Origin of the sequence: Bradyrhizobium sp., from assembly GCF_035570375.1 — a bacterium.
Taxonomy (GTDB): Bacteria; Pseudomonadota; Alphaproteobacteria; order Rhizobiales; family Xanthobacteraceae; genus Bradyrhizobium.
Window position 1 is genome coordinate 1 of sequence record NZ_DATMLW010000084.1, and the last position, 18,029, is coordinate 18,029.

At 60.6% G+C, this 18,029-nt stretch carries 15 protein-coding genes and 1 pseudogene; 8 read left to right on the plus strand and 8 right to left on the minus strand.

Annotation, left to right across the window (positions count from 1 at the left end; genetic code table 11):
* The coding region (locus tag VNX23_RS09345; protein WP_325629294.1) for a methyltransferase domain-containing protein at positions 1 to 287 on the minus strand (287 nt) is incomplete at its 3' end.
* 208 nt (positions 288 to 495) lie between these two features.
* On the opposite strand from VNX23_RS09345, the pseudogene VNX23_RS09350 reads away from it, so the two are divergent.
* Both VNX23_RS09350 and VNX23_RS09355 read left to right on the plus strand, forming a co-directional pair.
* Positions 496 to 722 (plus strand): annotated as a pseudogene (locus tag VNX23_RS09350) (transposase); the annotation flags it as partial.
* Positions 723 to 795: 73 nt separating this feature from the next.
* The gene (locus tag VNX23_RS09355) at positions 796 to 1,122 is read left to right on the plus strand and encodes a hypothetical protein (RefSeq protein WP_325629295.1); all 327 of its coding nucleotides are present in this window, start codon (positions 796 to 798) and stop codon (positions 1,120 to 1,122) included.
* A gap of 186 nt (positions 1,123 to 1,308) precedes the next feature.
* Here VNX23_RS09355 and mtnA read toward each other — a convergent pair whose 3' ends face one another.
* The 4 genes from mtnA to VNX23_RS09375 form a co-directional block, all read right to left on the minus strand.
* Positions 1,309 to 2,424 (minus strand): S-methyl-5-thioribose-1-phosphate isomerase, encoded by a 1,116-nt coding sequence (gene mtnA, locus VNX23_RS09360; RefSeq protein ID WP_325629297.1) that lies wholly within the window; start codon positions 2,422 to 2,424, stop codon positions 1,309 to 1,311.
* Complete coding sequence (locus VNX23_RS09365; RefSeq protein WP_325629299.1) at positions 2,421 to 3,308, minus strand: S-methyl-5'-thioadenosine phosphorylase; 888 nt, start codon at positions 3,306 to 3,308, stop codon at positions 2,421 to 2,423. Before VNX23_RS09365 ends, mtnA begins: the two co-directional genes overlap by 4 nt.
* A 468-nt stretch (positions 3,309 to 3,776) precedes the next feature.
* Positions 3,777 to 5,108: a sensor histidine kinase gene (locus tag VNX23_RS09370; protein ID WP_325629301.1), complete on the minus strand. Its 1,332-nt coding sequence runs from the start codon at positions 5,106 to 5,108 to the stop codon at positions 3,777 to 3,779.
* A gap of 209 nt (positions 5,109 to 5,317) precedes the next feature.
* Positions 5,318 to 6,301, minus strand: a complete 984-nt coding sequence (locus tag VNX23_RS09375; RefSeq protein WP_325629303.1) for an ABC transporter substrate-binding protein — start codon at positions 6,299 to 6,301, stop codon at positions 5,318 to 5,320.
* A gap of 315 nt (positions 6,302 to 6,616) precedes the next feature.
* On the opposite strand from VNX23_RS09375, the gene VNX23_RS09380 reads away from it, so the two are divergent.
* Positions 6,617 to 7,804: a 6-phosphofructokinase gene (locus VNX23_RS09380; protein ID WP_325629305.1), complete on the plus strand. Its 1,188-nt coding sequence runs from the start codon at positions 6,617 to 6,619 to the stop codon at positions 7,802 to 7,804.
* Positions 7,805 to 8,379: 575 nt separating this feature from the next.
* On the opposite strand, the gene VNX23_RS09385 is transcribed toward VNX23_RS09380, so the two are convergent.
* The gene (locus VNX23_RS09385) at positions 8,380 to 9,423 is read right to left on the minus strand and encodes an outer membrane protein (protein ID WP_325629306.1); all 1,044 of its coding nucleotides are present in this window, start codon (positions 9,421 to 9,423) and stop codon (positions 8,380 to 8,382) included.
* A gap of 67 nt (positions 9,424 to 9,490) precedes the next feature.
* Entirely contained in the window at positions 9,491 to 9,616 is a 126-nt protein-coding gene (locus VNX23_RS09390; protein WP_325629308.1) for a hypothetical protein, read from the minus strand.
* Between the two features lie 189 nt (positions 9,617 to 9,805).
* Here VNX23_RS09390 and VNX23_RS09395 point away from each other — a divergent pair, with 189 nt between their 5' ends.
* Positions 9,806 to 10,867 carry a PQQ-binding-like beta-propeller repeat protein gene (locus VNX23_RS09395; protein ID WP_325629310.1) on the plus strand — a complete coding sequence of 354 codons (1,062 nt, stop codon included), beginning with the start codon at positions 9,806 to 9,808 and terminating at the stop codon, positions 10,865 to 10,867.
* Positions 10,868 to 11,077: 210 nt separating this feature from the next.
* On the plus strand, positions 11,078 to 11,650 hold the full coding sequence (locus VNX23_RS09400; protein ID WP_325629312.1) for a PQQ-binding-like beta-propeller repeat protein: 573 nt from the start codon (positions 11,078 to 11,080) through the stop codon (positions 11,648 to 11,650).
* 141 nt (positions 11,651 to 11,791) lie between these two features.
* On the opposite strand, the gene VNX23_RS09405 is transcribed toward VNX23_RS09400, so the two are convergent.
* Positions 11,792 to 13,348 (minus strand): DUF4403 family protein, encoded by a 1,557-nt coding sequence (locus VNX23_RS09405; protein WP_325629314.1) that lies wholly within the window; start codon positions 13,346 to 13,348, stop codon positions 11,792 to 11,794.
* A gap of 870 nt (positions 13,349 to 14,218) precedes the next feature.
* On the opposite strand from VNX23_RS09405, the gene VNX23_RS09410 reads away from it, so the two are divergent.
* The 3 genes from VNX23_RS09410 to VNX23_RS09420 are packed head-to-tail and all read left to right on the plus strand — an operon-like array spanning position 14,219 to position 17,938.
* Positions 14,219 to 14,635, plus strand: coding sequence for a hypothetical protein (locus VNX23_RS09410; protein ID WP_325629316.1), 417 nt, complete (start codon positions 14,219 to 14,221; stop codon positions 14,633 to 14,635).
* Positions 14,636 to 14,658: 23 nt separating this feature from the next.
* On the plus strand, positions 14,659 to 17,592 hold the full coding sequence (locus VNX23_RS09415) for an ATP-binding protein (RefSeq protein WP_325629318.1): 2,934 nt from the start codon (positions 14,659 to 14,661) through the stop codon (positions 17,590 to 17,592).
* A complete protein-coding gene (locus tag VNX23_RS09420; RefSeq protein ID WP_325629320.1) occupies positions 17,528 to 17,938 on the plus strand; it encodes a response regulator in 411 nt (136 codons plus the stop codon). The genes VNX23_RS09415 and VNX23_RS09420 overlap by 65 nt, the downstream gene beginning before the upstream one ends.
* Positions 17,939 to 18,029: the final 91 nt, after the last annotated feature.

Here is an 18,029-nt window from a genome sequence, read left to right on the forward strand (position 1 = left end):
AACCTGACATTGAGAAAATCTGACGCTTCAAACGAGGCATTCGGAAGCGAAAGAGTGTTCGCTCTTGATATCGCAATGGGACTAATATCGATACCCTTGATGCTGCTGGCGCGTTTGAAGATCGTTGCCGTCAAGTGGCCCTCGCCACATCCGAGCTCCAAAACGGTTTTCTTGGTCACGTAAGGACCGATGATTTGAGATAGGGCCTTGTCCCGACGCGACGCTCTGCCGATTCGCCACGGATCAGGTGTCTGATAATAGGAATCAAATTCATCGGCACTGCGCAAAGCGTCTCCCCCAAAAGTCAGCCCAACTCTTTCGATGACTTGATGCGTAGAATTCCCTTTGTCGATCCCTGGGTTAAAGCTCTGGCAAAAGGCCAGGTCCCTCACCGCCTCCCAGCACGCTCGGGAAAAGCCCAAGCGTCGCGCTCTGCCGCTAAAAACATGACAATTGGAGCAAGTCATGTCGCAAGCAGCCACGTTTCAAGACCCCATGTTTCAGGATGAAGATAAGGCCCGCTAAGCCCATGAGGCAGTTCGCTGGCCAGATGGACCAATTTGCCCTCATTGTGGTAACTCCGATCAAGAGAAGCTTGCCAAGGTTGCGGGTGCGAAACACTCGCATCCCCCGGACTGTACTACTGCAACGAGTGCAAAGGCCAGTTCACAGGGACAGAAGGCACTGTTTTCGAGCGCTCTAAAATGCCCCTCACCAAGTGGAATCCCACTATGCAACGCTTGTTCACGAGCTGGCGCATTTGTATTGTGGACACTTAGGCACGTCCAACGATCGATGGTGGCCCAGCCAATCGCTTTCGCGCATGGCGAAAAAGGAACCGCACCGATGGCATCTGATGTAGAGCATGCTTTAAGGGGACAGCATCCGGATATCATCCGCAACCCGAAAAATCCAAACCAACTTATTATCCGTTGCGAGATGGTAGATCACTCTGGAGGCGCTCCCAAGCCGACCGGAAAATATCTCCACCTTGGAATGACGGTGGCAGACTCAATGCGTCTGCTAGCTCTTTTGTCAGCAGTTCAGAAACAACTTGGGTTGCCTGCTCACTCGGGTAAAGCGACATACACAGTTGTTCCCCCGGCAAAAGAGCGAAACTAACGACCATCCTTTGCCTTTTTAGATTTCTTTTTCGGCGTAGCCTTCTTCCCGATCTTCATTTCCTCGTGCGGCCTTGGCTTCATGCGGACGAAAGAGCCCATCTAGCTGCCTGGATTTTGTCATGCCTACCCCTTGGGACATTCCGCTTGGCCTGAAGAGGGCGACGCCAAAACACGCCCAGCCCCCTCACTTCAGTGCCCTCAGAACCCTCGCCCGCTCCGGAAAAGCGCGGGCCAGCGCGTCGCGATCGGGCTGCAACACGCCGCGTTCGGTGATCAGTCCGCTCACCAGGCGCGAAGGCGTCACGTCGAAACCGTAATTGGCCACGGGGGAGCCGTCGGAGACGACCCGAATTGTCTCGATCCTGCCATCCGCGGTGCGCCCGGTCATGGTCGCGACTTCGTCGGCGCTACGCTGCTCGATCGGAATTTGCCGGATGCCGTCGTCGATGGAAAAATCGATCGTCGGTGACGGCAACGCGACATAGAACGGCACCGCATTGTCATGCGCGGCGAGCGCCCTCAGGTAGGTGCCGATCTTGTTGCAGACGTCGCCATTGGCGGTCACCCGGTCGGTGCCGACGATGACCAGATCGACCATCCCGTGCTGCATCAGGTGGCCGCCGGTATTGTCCGGGATCACCGTATGCGCCACGCCGTGATGGGCAAGCTCCCAGGCCGTCAGCGAAGCGCCCTGGTTGCGGGGCCGGGTTTCGTCGACCCAGACGTGAACCGAAGAGCCTCGATCGTGAGCCAGATAGATCGGCGCTGTCGCCGTGCCCCAATCAACCGTCGCCAGCCAGCCGGCATTGCAATGGGTCAGCACATTGACCCGCTCGCCCTCCTTCTTCCTGGCCCTGATCGCCTCGATCAGCGCAAGCCCGTGCTCAGCGATACCCTTGTTGATGGCGATGTCCTGCTCGGCGATTTCGCCGGCTCGGGCATAGGCAGCGTCGGAACGCGCCGAAGGCGGCAGCGGCAATAGCGTCTCGCGCATCACCTCGAGGGCCCATTTCAGGTTGATCGCGGTCGGCCGGGCCCCAATCAGCGTGGCATAGGCCTTGTCCAGCGCCGCATCCGAAGCATCGGAGCGCATCGCGAGCGCAACCCCATAAGCGGCCGTGGCGCCGATCAATGGCGCGCCACGCACCAGCATCGAGCGGATCGCATCCGCAGCCGCGTCGCAGTCGGTCATTTTTGCGACGACAAATTCATGCGGCAAGCGCCGCTGGTCGATCGCGCCGATCGACCAGCCGTCGGGCTCGACCCATATGCTTCGGAAATGCCGTCCGTCGACCTTCATGCCCGCAACACCCTTCCGGCCACCGCGTCGAGTTTCTTCAGAAGCGCGGGATCGCGCGCTTCCGGGGCGGTGATCAAGGCCGTATCGAGCGCGCGATCCGAGCCGATCGGGCATCGCTCATGCATGCGCGGAAAATCCCGGGCCAGACGTGCAACCAGGCTTCGCGCCTTCCCGGCATTCGTATTCAAAATGCGAATGATATCCTGCACCGTGACCGCGTCATGATCCGGATGCCAGCAGTCGAAATCGGTCACCATCGCCACGCTAGCATAGCAAATCTCGGCCTCGCGGGCGAGCTTGGCTTCCGGCATGTTGGTCATGCCGATCACCGAATAGCCCAGCGCCTTGTAAGTGGTGCTCTCGGCCAGCGTCGAGAATTGCGGCCCCTCCATGCAGACATAGGTGCCGCCGCGCGCAAAGGGGATGCCCTCGGCTTCGGCCGCCGCGGCCAGATGGATGCGCAATCGCGGTGAGACCGGATGGGCCATCGACACATGCGCGACGCAACCTTTGCCGAAGAACGAACCCTCGCGCCGGTAGGTGCGATCGACAAACTGGTCGACCAGCACGAATGTCCCGGGCGGGAGTTCTTCCCTGAAGGAACCGCAGGCGGAAAGTGAAATCAGGTCGGTCACGCCGGCGCGCTTGAGCACGTCGATATTGGCCCGATAATTGATGTCGGAAGGCGACAGCCGGTGGCCCTTGTCATGGCGGGACAGGAACACGACCGGCAGGCCGGCGATGGTGCCGCGGCGCAGCGCCGCCGACGGCTCCCCCCACGGGCTTGCGATCACCTGGTCGCGGGCATCTTCCAGCCCGGGCAGGTCGTAAATGCCCGATCCTCCGATAATGCCAAGCACCGCTTTTGTTACGGCATCTGTCATGAGGTCTCCACGGTCCGTTGCTGCGGCGGAATGGCCGGTCCCGCGCGTGTACGGGACGTTCAAAACGTTCGACTACATCGCGGGGTAACAATCAACCACTGTTCTTCTGGCGGCAAGGGCTTCCAGGGCGCGGACTCATCGGCGCGTAATCAGATCCGGAGAGCTGCCAGACATCCCGGAGTGCCTGGCGATGTCCGCTATTTGGGTGCGTCGGCTGATGCGGTTGATGGATGCTGGCTCACTCACACGGTAGTGTGCGCCCGCAAAACGCGGCGTTGTCGCATCGATCAGGGAGAAATTTTCCCGGCGAACGAACATCACACACGACGAACGCTGTGTCTGCTGGAGCATGATCCGGAAAAGTGGGTACCGGTTTTCCCTCGCGACAAACGCGGAGCGTTTGCGCGGAGATCATGCTCAAACAAAATGATAGAGCGAGATGACGCTTCGAAGAAGTATCATCTCGCTCTAGGTGCCATCAAGTGTGGATGTTGGCGGCAACGCGAACTGAAACAGAGCGCCCTTCGGCTCGTTTTCGCTCGCCCACAGCCGTCCGCCGTGCTCTTCGACGATGGTGCGGCAGATCGACAGTCCCATGCCCATGCCACTGGGTTTTGTCGTAAAGAATGGCTCGAACAGTTGCTCGAGGTTGTCCGTCATCAAGCCGGGACCCGTATCCTGCACCGCGACGCGCACCTCTTGCTTGATGCTCTCGGTACTGATCCGTAGTTCGCGGATGCCGTCAGTGACACCGCTCATCGCCTGAATGGCATTGATGACCAGATTGAGCATCACCTGTTGAAGTTGGACCCGATCGCCCCGAACGCGCGGCAGGCTATCCGACAATTGCGTCTGCGCCCTGATCCGGTTCTTCACCAGCTCGCCGTGGACCACGGTCATAACCTCCAGGATTGCATCATTGATATTGATCGTATCCGTCCGTGGGGGAGCTTTTTTCACCAGACCATGCACCCGGTCTATGACAGCGCTGGCTCGCTCGACGTCCTTGACGATGCGCTCGACGGATTGTTTCGCTTTTTCGATCTGGGGCGGTTCCCTTGTCAGCCAGCGCGAGCCGGCCTCCGCATTGGCCGCCATTGCGGAAAGCGGTTGCTTGAGTTCATGGGCGAGCGAGCCGGTGAGGTGCCCCATTGCCGCGACGCGAGTTGCGTGTGCGAGCTCCATCTGCGCTTGCCGAAGTTGCCGCTCGCGACGGGTAATCTCCAATGCGATGGTAGCTTGCGCGGCAAAGGCCGTGACCAACTCAATCTGCTTGTCCGTGAATGGCTGCATGCGGGCGCGGACGATGGTAATTCCGCCGACCAGTTCATTGTCCTTCAGCATGGGTACGAGCAGATAGCTGCGGACGCCTATCCGTTCCACGAGCGCCACCAGGCCGGGTATACGCTGGTGGTAAGCTTGATCTGCCGCCAGGTCGGCGATGTGGACCGGCGATCTGGTTTTGATCATTCGCGCGGAGGGAGCGCCTTCACTGACCGGATAGAGGCGGCCCTTGACATAGAACTCATCTGCCATGCCTGTCCGCGCCACCAGGCGGTAGCCGTGTTCCTCGAAGATGATCAAGGCGCCCACTTCGGCTCTGCAGAGGCGGGTGGCATTGGCGGTTATTGTGTCGAAGATAGGCTCCAGATCGTGCGGCGAGTTGGCGATGGAGCGCAGCACTTCCGACATCGCCGCCTGCTGCGCCGCGAGTTCAGTGACTTGCTCTTGCAGCTCTATGCGGTCGGCAAGCTGCGGACGACGAGGGGCTTTGGGGCCGCGGGGCTTGATCCGTTCCATCCTGTCATCTCCGTCTGTTGCAAACGGAACGATGCTCATCCCCCTCAAATGGCATTCTAAAGAGCCGCGCCGCAATGTGCGAGCACCATTAGCCTTTCGAGCGATAGAAATGGACCGAGGGTCTTTGGGTCTGCTCGGGGTTTAAATCGAGGTAATTGCGGCGCGGGCTCGCGAAGCGACGCAAAGGGGCCAACAGGCGACCCAGGCGTCTAATCAAGAACCTCGTCGACTTGCGCCAGCAGCGTTGGTGAAATGGACAAGCCGAGTTCCTGCGCGGTCTTGTTGTTGATCGTCACCTGAAACTTGGAAGGCTGTTCAACCGGCAAACTGGCCGGATTCGCGCCTTTGAGGATCTTGTCGACGAAGGTCGCCGTGTGCTCGTACAATACCGGATAGTTGGCGGAAACCGAAGCCAGGCCTCCTTCCGCGACGGCGCTTCGGTCGCTAGACATGTAACCCATGGGGTGCCTGTTCGCGATCTCCACCAACTGCGTGGCATAGGGACCAAAAAATCCTTGAACGATGACCGCCTGAGCCCCGTCCCCGGCCATGATGGAAAAAGCTTCTTCGAATTCACTTGCGCCGCCGATCAGGACGGGCGAGGTCCGCAAATTGGCAGCCTTGGCCGACGTCAGAATGTCGGCCACAAACGGCTCACTGAAGGGATCGGTGGTCGGAGTCGTGGCAAGCACTCCGACGCAGGAAAGGTTCGGAATGATCTCGCGCAGCAGCTGAATGCGCTTGCCGCCGATTTCGGCGTCCATGGCCGACAGGCCGGTGACGTTGCCACCGGGTTGCGAAAGGCTCCTGATAAAGCCGGACTGCAACGGCGCGCCGGCCACCATCACGATTGGAATTGTCTTTGTAGCCGCCATCGCGGCGCGAACCGCGGGCGTGAAGTGGGCAACGATCACGTCGACCCTCGACCGGACGAACTCGCCCGCGAACTGCGCGGCACGATCGCTCTGCCCCTGTGTATAGCGCAATTCGACTGCAATGTTGCGGCCGACCGAGTAACCGCGGGCCTGCAGGCCTCGCCGGAACGCATCGGCAAACGGATGCGGCTCCGATCCGGAGACGATCACGCCCACGCGCGGGACGCCTGCGGGTTGCTGTGAAAACGCGTGCTCACTTGCGGAAAGTGACCAACCCGCGCCGCCGCCCAACAGCAAAAGGACTTCCCGCCGCCTCACCACGGCCCTCCCGAGCTTGGGTGCACAGCAAGCTTAGCACGGCAGGGCCCTCCCTGCGACATGCGAACGCTATCGGTCATTTTCGACCGATGCAGCCGGCCTTTGTCCCTTGTTTGATGCCGGCTTTGCCCCTCGCGCCGTACAACACCGTGACGCATCCCACCTTCCTGGAATACCCGGCGCGTCTCGGTCGGTCGCCTCTCGCCAGCAGCACGCAACGAAAAAACCTCGGCGCAGGGCTGGCCGGGCCGCTATGATGGAAACCACAACGTGATACAGGCGTTACTAAAACTTGCGAATCCCGCGGAGGTGGGCATGGCGAGAAAACGCATCGGCATTCTCACGGGCGGCGGGGATGTCCCCGGCCTCAACGCAGTCATCAAGAGCGTGACTTATCGCGGCAGTGAGAACGACATCGAGGTCGTCGGTCTGCGCCGCGGCTGGGAGGCCCTGACGCACGTGAATCTGGACGATCCAGCCAGCAAATCTCACTACATCATCCCGCTGAATCGTGAAAACACCCGCATCATCGACCGGCGAGGCGGCACGGTGCTGCACTCGAGCCGCACCAATCCCTCCAAAATGAAGAAGCTGCCCGATCATCTCGTCGGCAGGGACTTTCCCTTCTACCAGAGCGCCAAGGGCGGCATTGCAACCAAAACGTGGGACCTGACCGGTCAGGTGCTGGCGAATCTCTCGGGACTCGGCATCGAACACCTGATCGCTATCGGCGGCGACGATACGCTGAGCTATGCAGCCAAGCTCAACGAACTCGGCGTCAAGATCATTGCCATCCCGAAGACGATGGACAACGACGTCCGCAATACCGAGTACTGCATCGGTTTCTCGACCGCGATCACCCGCGCCAGCGATGCCATCCAGCGCCAGCGCACCACGGTCGGCTCCCACGAACGAATTGGAATTTTCCGTGTCTTTGGCCGCGATGCCGGATTTACGGCGCTATACACCGCATACGCGACCTCGATCCGATGCGTCATACCGGAGTACAAGGTCAATCTCGACAAGCTGATACAGTTGCTGCTCGAGGACAAGCGCGCCAATCCAAGCAACTACGCGCTGATCGTGCTCAGCGAGGGCGCCGAGTGGGAGGGCCACAAGGTGCAGGAATACGGCGAGCCTGACGCCTACGGCCATCGCAAGAAGGCCAGCGTGGCAGAAGCACTTGCCGACGAGATCAAGCGGCGCTCCGGCGAGGAGACCATCGTCTCTGACCTCACCTACGACCTGCGATCGGGCGATCCGGACTTCATCGACAAGCTTGTAGCCCTGACTTTCGGTAACATGGCCTACGATGCCATCCTGGAAGGCAGGACTGGCCTCATGTCGGCGCTCGTCGAAGGACGCTACGACCTCGTACCTATTCCTGACGCCAGGCTCGGGCCGCGCAAATTGGACGTTGCCGGCACATACAACAAAGAGCGCTACCGTCCCATCTACGCTGACAAGCGGGGGCTGCCGATCTTTCTCAACCGCGCGTCATAGCGTGACGCCGCCACCTGCAGCGGAGACCTCAACGATCCCGGCAAGATTTTTTGCTCGCCTGATACTGGATGATTCCTTTGCGCGATGGGCGAAGCATCCTTCACAGGTCGAGCTAATCTTTGGTTTGACGCGTTTTCTTCACGCGAACCGGTATTCACTTCGCTCGAAAACGCTATAAACCGCCAAAAAAGAAAAGGCCGTCCGGGCGGGCACCGAACGGCTCAATTTCCGCAACTGCCGGTTCGCGACCGGTTCTGCTGCTGAATTTCGGCGAGGCCTGTGAAGCTGCGCCTCTTCGCTGACCTCTCATCAGGCGGCTCGTCGCCGTCCGACTGGTCATCATCCTAATCGATAAAATTTTATCGACAAATGAAAGCAATTGTTAAGGTTACCATGCGCGGCGTAGCGCAAGACCTCGAGATGTCAGCGGCCCGTGCTGCTCCAGGAAGTCCTGTGCCAACTTGACGTCATCGCCAATGCTGACGATTTCGCGTTCGGAAATGAGCAGCGGATATTGGAGATAAAAAGCCCCGGACGAGGCCGGGGCTTTTCGTTCACGGAGTATCCAAAACGGATCAGTAATTCGCAACGACTGGAGCGCCCCAGTTGAAGCGGTAATTGATCCCACCCTTCACCACGTCGACCCGTTCTGTGGAGCTTACGAACGTTGTGAAGAAGGTACCAACGGTTTCAATGTGATTGATGCCAATGTTACTGGAAACGAAGTCAATGTGGTTATACTCGATCTTCGCGGACCAACCCGGCGCGAACCCCCATTCGACGCCAGCCCCGATGGTCCAACCGGTGCGATCGGTTGTGCTGGAGCCTGTCTCAAACAAAGTCCCGTTCGCCAAAACGCCAACGCTGGACGAACTGCTCTGGCCCAAGGCTACACCGCCCTTCGCATAGAAGAGCCAATTATCCGCTGCCCAGCCCACACGACCCGTCAACAGGGCAAAATCCCTAAGTCTCCCGTTATTGGTGCTTGTGAATCCTGTCACCGTGCTGATCGTGGTGGCGCTTCCCCTGATGTCCGTCCAGTCAAAGTCGCCCTCGACACCGACAACCAGGTGATAGGGAGTCTGGTAGTTGAAGCCTGCCTGCACGCCGCCAAGGAAGCCGTTTGAGTTCTCCCTGGCGAAGACGGTCCCGGTCGGAAAGTTTGTCGTACCTGGGGCAAGCTGAGTACCATCGACGTGAGCCCATCCCCAGCCGAAATTGCCGCCCACGTAGAGGCCGGTCCAGTCGTAAACCGGTGGCGGGACGGGGACGGGCGGAGCCTTTACCGGAAGGTCAGCGGCAAAACCAGAATTCGTCGAGATAAGCGCCAGCGCGGCACTCGCCAAAAGAAATTTCCTGACCATCGCAAAGCTCCAAAAAAGCAAATATCGAAATTTCAAAAGGAGCTTACTCCAGATCTCGGTAGTTCGTTGTAGCGTGGGTACAACAACTGCGGGATTTCTAGCCACTAGTTGCTTTGGTGGGTCATGAATAGGCCCGGTTGTAGACGTCATTTCGGCCACATTGAACACACGGACGGCAGTCGAGTACCAGCCGGTTCGGCAGAGGCCCTGCTCGACCAGGCTTTGCGCCGAGCGCGACAGCTCAAGCAGGAGCAACCATCCGCATCCGAATGGCCGTCGGCTTTGGGGTCAAATTTTCGATCGATGCAGCCGGGTTTTTCTCTCACAATCCTGGCAGCGCGGTGATCGTGACATTGATCGTGCCGGTTGCTTCCGCGATCACCCGCAGCGTTTTGGAATCGAAAGCGATGTCGGCGAGATCGAGCTCTTGATTTCCGCAGCCACACACCCACGCCGTCCTCGTTGTTCCGAAGGTCGGTCATCGCAGCCGCGACCGTCTTCTGCGCATTGCAAGGAATCAGCTGTGAGATCGACTGCCGTCCGGCTACAGACCGGGATATGCCTGTCAGAAGTTTCTCGACTCCGGTATTGTCTTTAAACGCTGGCCCTGGATCGCTCGCTGGTGTGGGAGAATACGATGAAGTTGAGCGCTGCAACTGCGGGTCTTTTGCTCTGGATTTCCTCACCGGCGATGGCACAGCAGAACGGTGCCGCTCTCTACGCACAACATTGTGCCGAGTGCCACGACTCCGGCGGCCAGCAAAGCCGAGCTCCCGGTCGCAGTGTAATGCAATCGATGTCGTTCGAGCATGTTGTTGCAACTCTTGCATCGGGCAGCATGGCCGCGATCGCCAAGGAGCGAACCGAGGATGAGCGTAAGGCTATCGCCAGCTTTGTGACCGGGAAGGGCGCAGCCGATCAAGCTGCGACTACCAGCGGAACGACCGGTGACTGCACGCGACAGTCGCCAACGTTTGCCGGAGCGCTTGATGGACCGCGGTGGAATGGTTGGGGTGTAGATATCAACAATAGTCGCTTTCAACCGACGAGCATGGCCGGACTGAAGCCAGACCAAATCCCGCGATTGCAGCTGAAATGGGCGTATGGTTTTCCCGGTGTCTCTTCGGCCAACGCGCAGCCCACGGTAGTAGGTGGAGTTCTGTTCGTCGGGGGAGGTGATCGCAAGGTCCGCGCGCTCGACGCCAAAAGCGGTTGCACGATTTGGACCTACTCGACCGAAGCACCAGTGCGGACTGCGATTACTTTCGGTCCGCTCTCCGGGGCCGGCGAGTTCGCTGTATTTTTCGGTGACGCAGCAGCTAACGCCTATGCGATCAATCCATCGACCGGTTCGCTGATTTGGAAGAGAAAACTGGAGGATCACCCGGCCGCTCGGATCACCGGGACGCCCGTTCTTTTTTCCGGCGTCCTCTATGTTCCGATTTCATCGATCGAGGAATTAACCGGATCGAAAGACACCTACGAGTGCTGCACTTTCCGCGGCAGCGTAGTGGCGCTCGATGCCGCGAGCGGCAGCCAAATTTGGCAAACTTACACGATTGCGGAAGCGCCACATCCAACGACAAGGAATGCCGTCGGGACACAGCTTTACGGTCCATCCGGGGCCTCGATTTGGTCTTCCCCGACCATCGATGCTCAACGATCGGCCCTCTATGTCGCGACTGGCAACTCCTATTAGAACCCGCCGGCAGACACCTCCGACGCGCTGATTGCCATCAATCTGAACACGGGCCAGATTTTATGGCATCGACAAGCAACACCAAAGGACAGCTTCGTCGTCGCCTGTTTCGCGGCCAACAAGACCAATTGTCCGCAAGACCCTGGCCCGGATCATGACTTCGGCCAGTCGCCGATCCTGGTGAGCTTGCCCAACGGCCAAAGGGAGCTGGTGATCGGGCAGAAATCGGGCGTCGTGTCTGCGTTCGACCCCGACCATGACGGCAAGCTCCTCTGGCAAACACGGGTGGGCAAGGGGGGCCCGCTGGGCGGCATGGAGTGGGGCTCGGCTGCGGATCAGGAGCGGGTGTACGTAGCGAACTCTGACGTGCGATTTCTTCTCGACGGTACTCGACGTCTAAATTCGAACGAGGGAGGCGGTCTCTTCGGGCTTGGTTTGTCGGACGGCAAAGTCACGATGCAGGTGCCTCCGGTAGCATGTGGTGAACGCGATCGATGCAGTCCTGCACTTTCTGCTGCGGTTACGGCCATTCCGGGCGCCGTCTTCTCCGGCGGCGTGAGCGGCTTCCTGCGGGCCTATTCGACAGACGACGCGCGACTGCTTTGGGAGTTCGACACCGCGCGTGACTACGCCACGGTGAATGGCGTTTCAGGGCGCGGTGGTGCCATGGATGGACCGGGCCCGGTTATCGTCGACGGCATGCTGCATGTGAATTCGGGCTACGCGCAATGGAGCGGTATTCCGGGAAACGTGTTGCTCGCGTTCGAGCTAGGTCAGCCTTGAAATCGGGCCAAGGCCGACTGAGGGTCACTTGCGACCGCTTCAGCGAGGTTGGTGTGCCATTCGGCGTGAATCTGTTCCACGGGCGAGCCCTGGCGAAGAGGGCCAGCGGCATCCGTCGTCTCATCGCGCCGGGTTTGTCACTCACAATCCCGGCAGCGACGTGATCGTGACATTGATCGTGCCGGTTGCTTCCGTAATCACCCGCAGCGTCTTGGAATCGAAGGCGATGTCGGCGAGGTCGAGCTTGGTGATGTTCGCGGCCACGCGCACGCCGTCCTCGTTCTTCTGAAGGTCGGTAATCGCAGCCGCGACCATCTTCTGCGCATTGCCCAGAATTGGCTTGAGATCGACCGCGGTTTTTTGCGCCAATGCCTTTTGCAGATGCGGCATCACCGCGCGCGCGGCGGCGCCGAGCAGGCCGAAGGCGGCTTCGGATTCCACCGCCAGTTCGACATTGGCAAGCCGCAACGTCTGCTGCGCCAGATCGAGTACCGGCTTGCCCCAGATATGCACATTGGCTTCGCCGCCGAAGCTGAACAGGCTCTTCTCCTTCGCGTACACCAGCAGCGAAATCAGCAACCGGTCGCCGGATGCAGCGACCGACGCCTGTTTTACGGTGACGCTCGCCGGGCCCGAGCCATCCTCGGGGAAGGTCCGGCCGGCCAATTGCGTCTCCACGATCTTGTTGATGTCGGCAAACGGGATGTCGACCGGGATGCCGATGGCAACCACCGCAGGCGTCGGCGGCACGATCGAGATCTTTTCGGGAAACGGACAATTCGGCGTGGTCTCTTGCGGCGTGATGCGGGTCTCCGCCTCGATGCCGAGCGTCATGGTCACGGCGGAGGCGCTGATGAAAGGCTGCACGGCAACCGCGCGGGTCGGCCGCAGCTCAAGCCAAAGGGAGGGAACGGAGGAGTTGCCGCCGACGCTTTGCAGCGGAATCGAGCGGCATGCCTTCGCCCACTGAATCCGCGCATTGCGCTCGATCGAGGGATCGTTGCGAATGCGCGCACCGGCAGCCGCGATCTGTTCGCCGACGGTCTTGTCGATCAGCGGCTTGACCTGCGCCGGGACGTTTACGCGCGCGCCGGCGACCGTGAGGTTGGTGTCGCCGAGCCGCACTTCCGCACCGAGGTTGGGCTCCAGACGCCAGGCGGCGGCGAGCTTGGGGTGCGAGGTGACGGTGACGCTGCCCCTGATCTCGGCATTGGCATTGAGTTGCTTGATGTTCACGCCGGCGATCTGCTTGGCGGCATGATCGCCGAGCAGGGCGCCAACGGCGTCGCTGACCGCGCCGGTTGCCTTCGACGACAGCGAGCCCGTCACGTTCAGCTTTCCCGTCAGCGGGGTGGTCAGCGACAGCAGGTCCTGTCCCCCGGTCGCCGAGACCGGACCCCGCGCGGCGGTCCAGCCGATATCGGCGTTTTGCAGGATCTGCGTCACCGGGTTGTCGGCCTTGCCGGAGAAATTGCGCGCCGCGCTGCGCTCGGCGGCGTCGCGAATGACGGAAATCGGTATAGCCACCTGCGCCAGGATGACCGAGCTTTTCGGGGCAGGGGGCAGCGGCGGCAAGTCGGCAATCACGGGCCGGGTGTTGACCGTGCCGCCCGGCGAAAGCCAGTCCATGGCCTTCAGGCTGACCAAGAACGACACCGCGATCACCGCGATCGCGATCAGAATGACCTTTGGACGCATCGTCCCCCCGGACTGATCAGCCCCCGCAACTCTATATAGGGCGCGATGTTGCCGCGCCAGAGCGGGAGGCCGGCTGGTAACACGAGCAAAGATGCTTCCGAGAAGGCCGGCAACAAGGCTCCTTTTACCCTCTCCCGCTTGCGGGGGAGGGTGCCCGAGCAAAGCGAGGGCGGGTGGGGGTTGGCAGGTGAGACCTTTCCCTACCCCAGCCTCGAGAGCGAGCTTGCTCGCCTCGGACCCCCGCGGGCGGGGGAGGGAGTGACACGCCGCCCACAAACGAAAATGGCGCGGAACCCCGGCGCCATTTCCAAAAAAATATCTATCGTTCGCTTCTTATTGCGAAGAAGGAATCCGACAGGTTCGGTGGGTTACCGTGGGCTGAAGGTGTCCACGCGGACTGTGCAGCGTGAGAATTGATCCCCCTAAGCAAGAGGACATGTCTCCTTATGGCCACGAAACGGACCTCCAGCGATGTCCGCCCAGTGGTCGCTAACGGGGAAAGCGGACACAAGCGCACATCGCTGTTGCGTCCGCCGAAGTCTGGAAATGACCCAAACCGGTCATCCACTCAAGCCGCGGTCCGGTCGCGGCGGGGACCGTTTAGAAGCGATTGGTACGATGCTCGAAGGTTCGGTCATAGCGACCTTGATGAGGCGGGTTACTCTCGACCTCGTAAGGCTCTGAAATCGCGTCAGCTTTCGGACGATTGAATACGTAGTTGGGTCCAATTGCGTGCGAATGCCGTCGTGATCCGGCGGACAAGTTCGGTTTGGTAGGGAACTAACTCCGTCTCTCACCGTTCCGAGAAACGGTCTGGCCGCTGCGATGGCTATGGTCGCGTGTACCTACGAGGCGTCCCGGGAGAGAGCGTTGCGTAAGGAAGCTTGCTCGCTTGAAGAACCAAGCGAATGGCTCGTCGGCGGCGGCGAGATGGCGGAGCGCATCCGGAGTTTTGATTGGTCGAAATCACCGCTCGGACCATCAGATGCGTGGTCTCCCGCGCTGCGCACCACGGTCGGGCTGATGATGGCCAATCGGTTTCCCATGCTGTTGTGGTGGGGGTCGGACTACATTTCCCTCTATAACGACGCCTACATTCCAGTCCTGGGTCTCAAGCATCCGACCGCGCTCGGTCTCCCGGTCCGCGAATGCTGGTCGGAAATCTGGGATATCCTGAAGCCGCTGATCGACACGCCGTTCAATGGCGGACCATCCACCTGGATTGAAGATTTCGAGCTTCATATATCCAGCGTTCGGGCTTCAGCGAGGAAACGCACTTTACGGTAGCCTACAGCCCGGTGCCCGACAGCATGGCGTCAAGCGGCATCGGCGGCGTATTGGCAACGGTTCACGAAATCAGCCAGAAAGTTGTCGCGGAACGCCGGGTTGCCATCCTGCGCGACCTCGCGGTTGCGGCGATCGAGAACACTGTCGAAGAAACATGCCGCGTCGCGGCACAGGCGCTTGCCCGCCATAGTAAAGATATTCCGTTCGCGCTCATATACCTGATCGATTCCGACGGTCAGCACGCGCGATTGGCCGCGACGGTCGGTATCGAGCCTGCGAAAGGCGCAAGTCCGCCTGCCGTGCCGCTCGACCCCGACATGGATCAGGGCTGGCCGCTCGCGGCGGCATTCCGCGGGCAAGACTTGGTGGAAGTGACCGACCTTGTTTCACGCTTCGACGCTGCGCCGGTCGGACCGTGGGCAGAGCCGCCGAATATGGCGGTGGTCGTGCCGCTCCACCCCAGCAAGGGCAATGAGCCATTTGGGCTGCTGGTCGCTGGCGTCAGTTCACGACTGATATTCGATGAACGGTACAAAAACTTTTATGAGCTCGCCGCGAACCACGTCGCGACTGCGATGGTGAAGGCGCGCGCATATGAGGAAGAGCGCAAGCGAGCCGAGGCATTAGCGGAGATCGACCGCGCCAAGACGGCGTTCTTTTCGAATGTCAGCCACGAGTTCCGCACGCCGCTGACGTTGATGCTCGGGCCATTGGAGGAATTGAAGCGCGAATTAGGTGACGCGCCCGATGCACCGCCGGGCTCGATCCATCAACAGGTCGACCTCATCCAGCGCAACGGTCTGCGGTTGCTCAAGCTCGTCAACACGCTGCTTGATTTTTCGCGCATTGAAGCCGGGCGCGTCCGGGTAGCTTACGAACCGGTAGACCTTTCGGCGTTCACGGCGGAGCTTGCAAGCGTCTTTCGCGCGGCAGTCGAGAAGGCGGGATTGCGGCTCGACATCGACTGTCCGCCAATATCCAAGCCGGCCCATGTCGATCGCGAGATGTGGGAAAAGATTGTTCTCAATCTCGTATCGAATGCCTTCAAGTTTACCTTCGACGGCGCGATCGAAGTCAAATTGCGGAACACCGGCGCACACTTCGAACTCACCGTCCGCGACACAGGTACCGGAATCCCCGCCGACGAGTTGCCCAGGATCTTCGAACGTTTCCACCGCATAGCGGGCGCGCGCGGCCGGACGCATGAAGGCTCAGAGATCGGACTGGCACTGGTTCAGGAACTTGTGCGCCTGCATGGCGGCACGGTTTCGGCCGAGAGCACTTACGGTGAAGGCACCACGTTCCGCGTTCGTATTCCGCTCGGGTCGAGCCATCTCGCGCAAGCCCAGGTCGTGTCTGCCGTGACGTCGACCGCGATCGGGGCGCAGCCCTTCATCGAGGAAGCCAGGCGCTGGCTTCCGGATACGGTATCCGACGATGAACGGATCGTCTCGGCTGATTCCACCGGCGAGCGGACCGAAGGTGAGCCAGCCGCGCGCATCCTTGTCGTCGACGACAATGCTGACATGCGCGATTACGTGCGGCGGCGGCTGAGCACGCACTACGACGTCGAGCTGGCGGAAGACGGCGAGGCTGCCCTTGAGGCGATCGAGAGGCATGCGCCTGACCTGGTGTTGAGCGACGTCATGATGCCGCGCCTCGATGGCCTCGGCCTGCTGGGGCGGCTTCGGTCGAATCCACGCACCAGCACTCTGCCCGTGATCCTGCTGTCAGCCCGGGCTGGGGAGGAATCGCGGATCGAGGGGCTGCAAACGGGAGCCGATGACTACCTGATCAAGCCGTTCACTTCTCGCGAAATGCTGGCGCGCGTTGCCGCCAATCTGAATACGGCGGGCATTCGCCAGAGTGCCGCGAAAGCGGCGGAGGCAAGCGAGGCTCGGTTGGCGGCCGTGCTGCAGCAGCTTCCGGTCGGCGTTGGCATGATGGACCCGAGCGGCCGAATGATTATCAGCAACCCAGCGATGCAGCGATACGCGCGCGAGGTCATTCCGTCGCGCGATCCAAAGCGCATCCAGCGGTGGCGGGCCTTGGCGCCGGACGGGTCGCTGCTGGACCCAAGCCAGTGGCCAAGTGCCCGGGCGCTACGTGGCGAGACCGTCGTGCCGGGCATCGAGATGCTATTCGTCGACGATGACGGGCGCGAGACCTGGACCCTGGTTTCGACCACGCCGATGCGGGATGCTGCCGGCGCGGTCGTCGGCGCCATCGCAGTGGTGCAGGATATTGATGAGCGCAAGAAGGCCGAAGAGACGCAACGGCTCCTGGTGGGTGAACTTAATCACCGCGTCAAAAATACGCTCGCGAACGTGCAGGCGATTGCACAACAAATGCGCACGAAGGATCCGGCTGAATTCGTCGCCAGCTTCTCCGGGCGCATTCGGTCGCTCTCGCGCGTCCACACCATGCTGAGCAGCGCGACGTGGCAGGGTGTCGATCTGCGCGACCTCATTCGCGACCAACTGCTGGCCGGCGCTGTCGATGAAACAAGGATTACTGCCTGGGGTCCGCGGGTCCATCTAGAGGCACAATTGGCGCTGCGTGCGGCGCTCATGCTCCACGAGCTTGGCACCAACGCGATCAAATATGGCGCGCTGTCGACCGCGACGGGCGTTGTGACGATCAGTTGGTCCGTGGCGGGTGCAGAGCTTCGTCTGCGCTGGGAGGAGCGCGGCGGTCCCGTCGTGCATGCGCCGGCGAAGCGCGGCTTTGGCAGAACATTGATCGAGCAAAGCGCGAAGGGAGAAGGTGGCGACGCGCTGATGTCGATCGAGGCCGAGGGTGTGGTCTGGAACATAGCCTTGCCGCTCGGGCGAACATCAGCCGATGAAGTCTCCGGCAACCGGATGCGTCAGCGGCGCGGCGCAGGATGTCGTGGTCACCGTCGAGAAAGACGCACCCAAACTGGCAGGAAAGCGTCTTTTGGTGGTGGAGGATGAGCCGCTCGTTGCGCTCGATATCGTAGCCGCGCTTGAAGCCGCGGGTGCTGACGTGGTGGGACCTGCGGGGACGGCCAAAGAAGCGCTGAACATCATCGACAACATGTCGCCTGATGCAGCGCTGCTGGATGCCAACTTGCGCGGGCATCCGGTCGACGAAATCGCAGCCGCACTGGTGGCCGGTAACATCCCCTTCCTGTTTGTGACCGGCTACGGGCAAGGAAGCTTGCCGAAGGCTTTCGCCAAGACCGCTATGCTCTCCAAGCCCTTCAGCCATGAGCAATTGATCGCGACAGTGGCCTCACTCGTGGAAGCACCCGCTACTGTGCACCGTTTGAGGAAGTAACGACAGCACATGCCCGTCTGCACATGTCGCGTATTGGCACGGTGCTGTCCGTGTTCAACCCCCTGTGTCTTATTTAGAATTGTTAATTTCC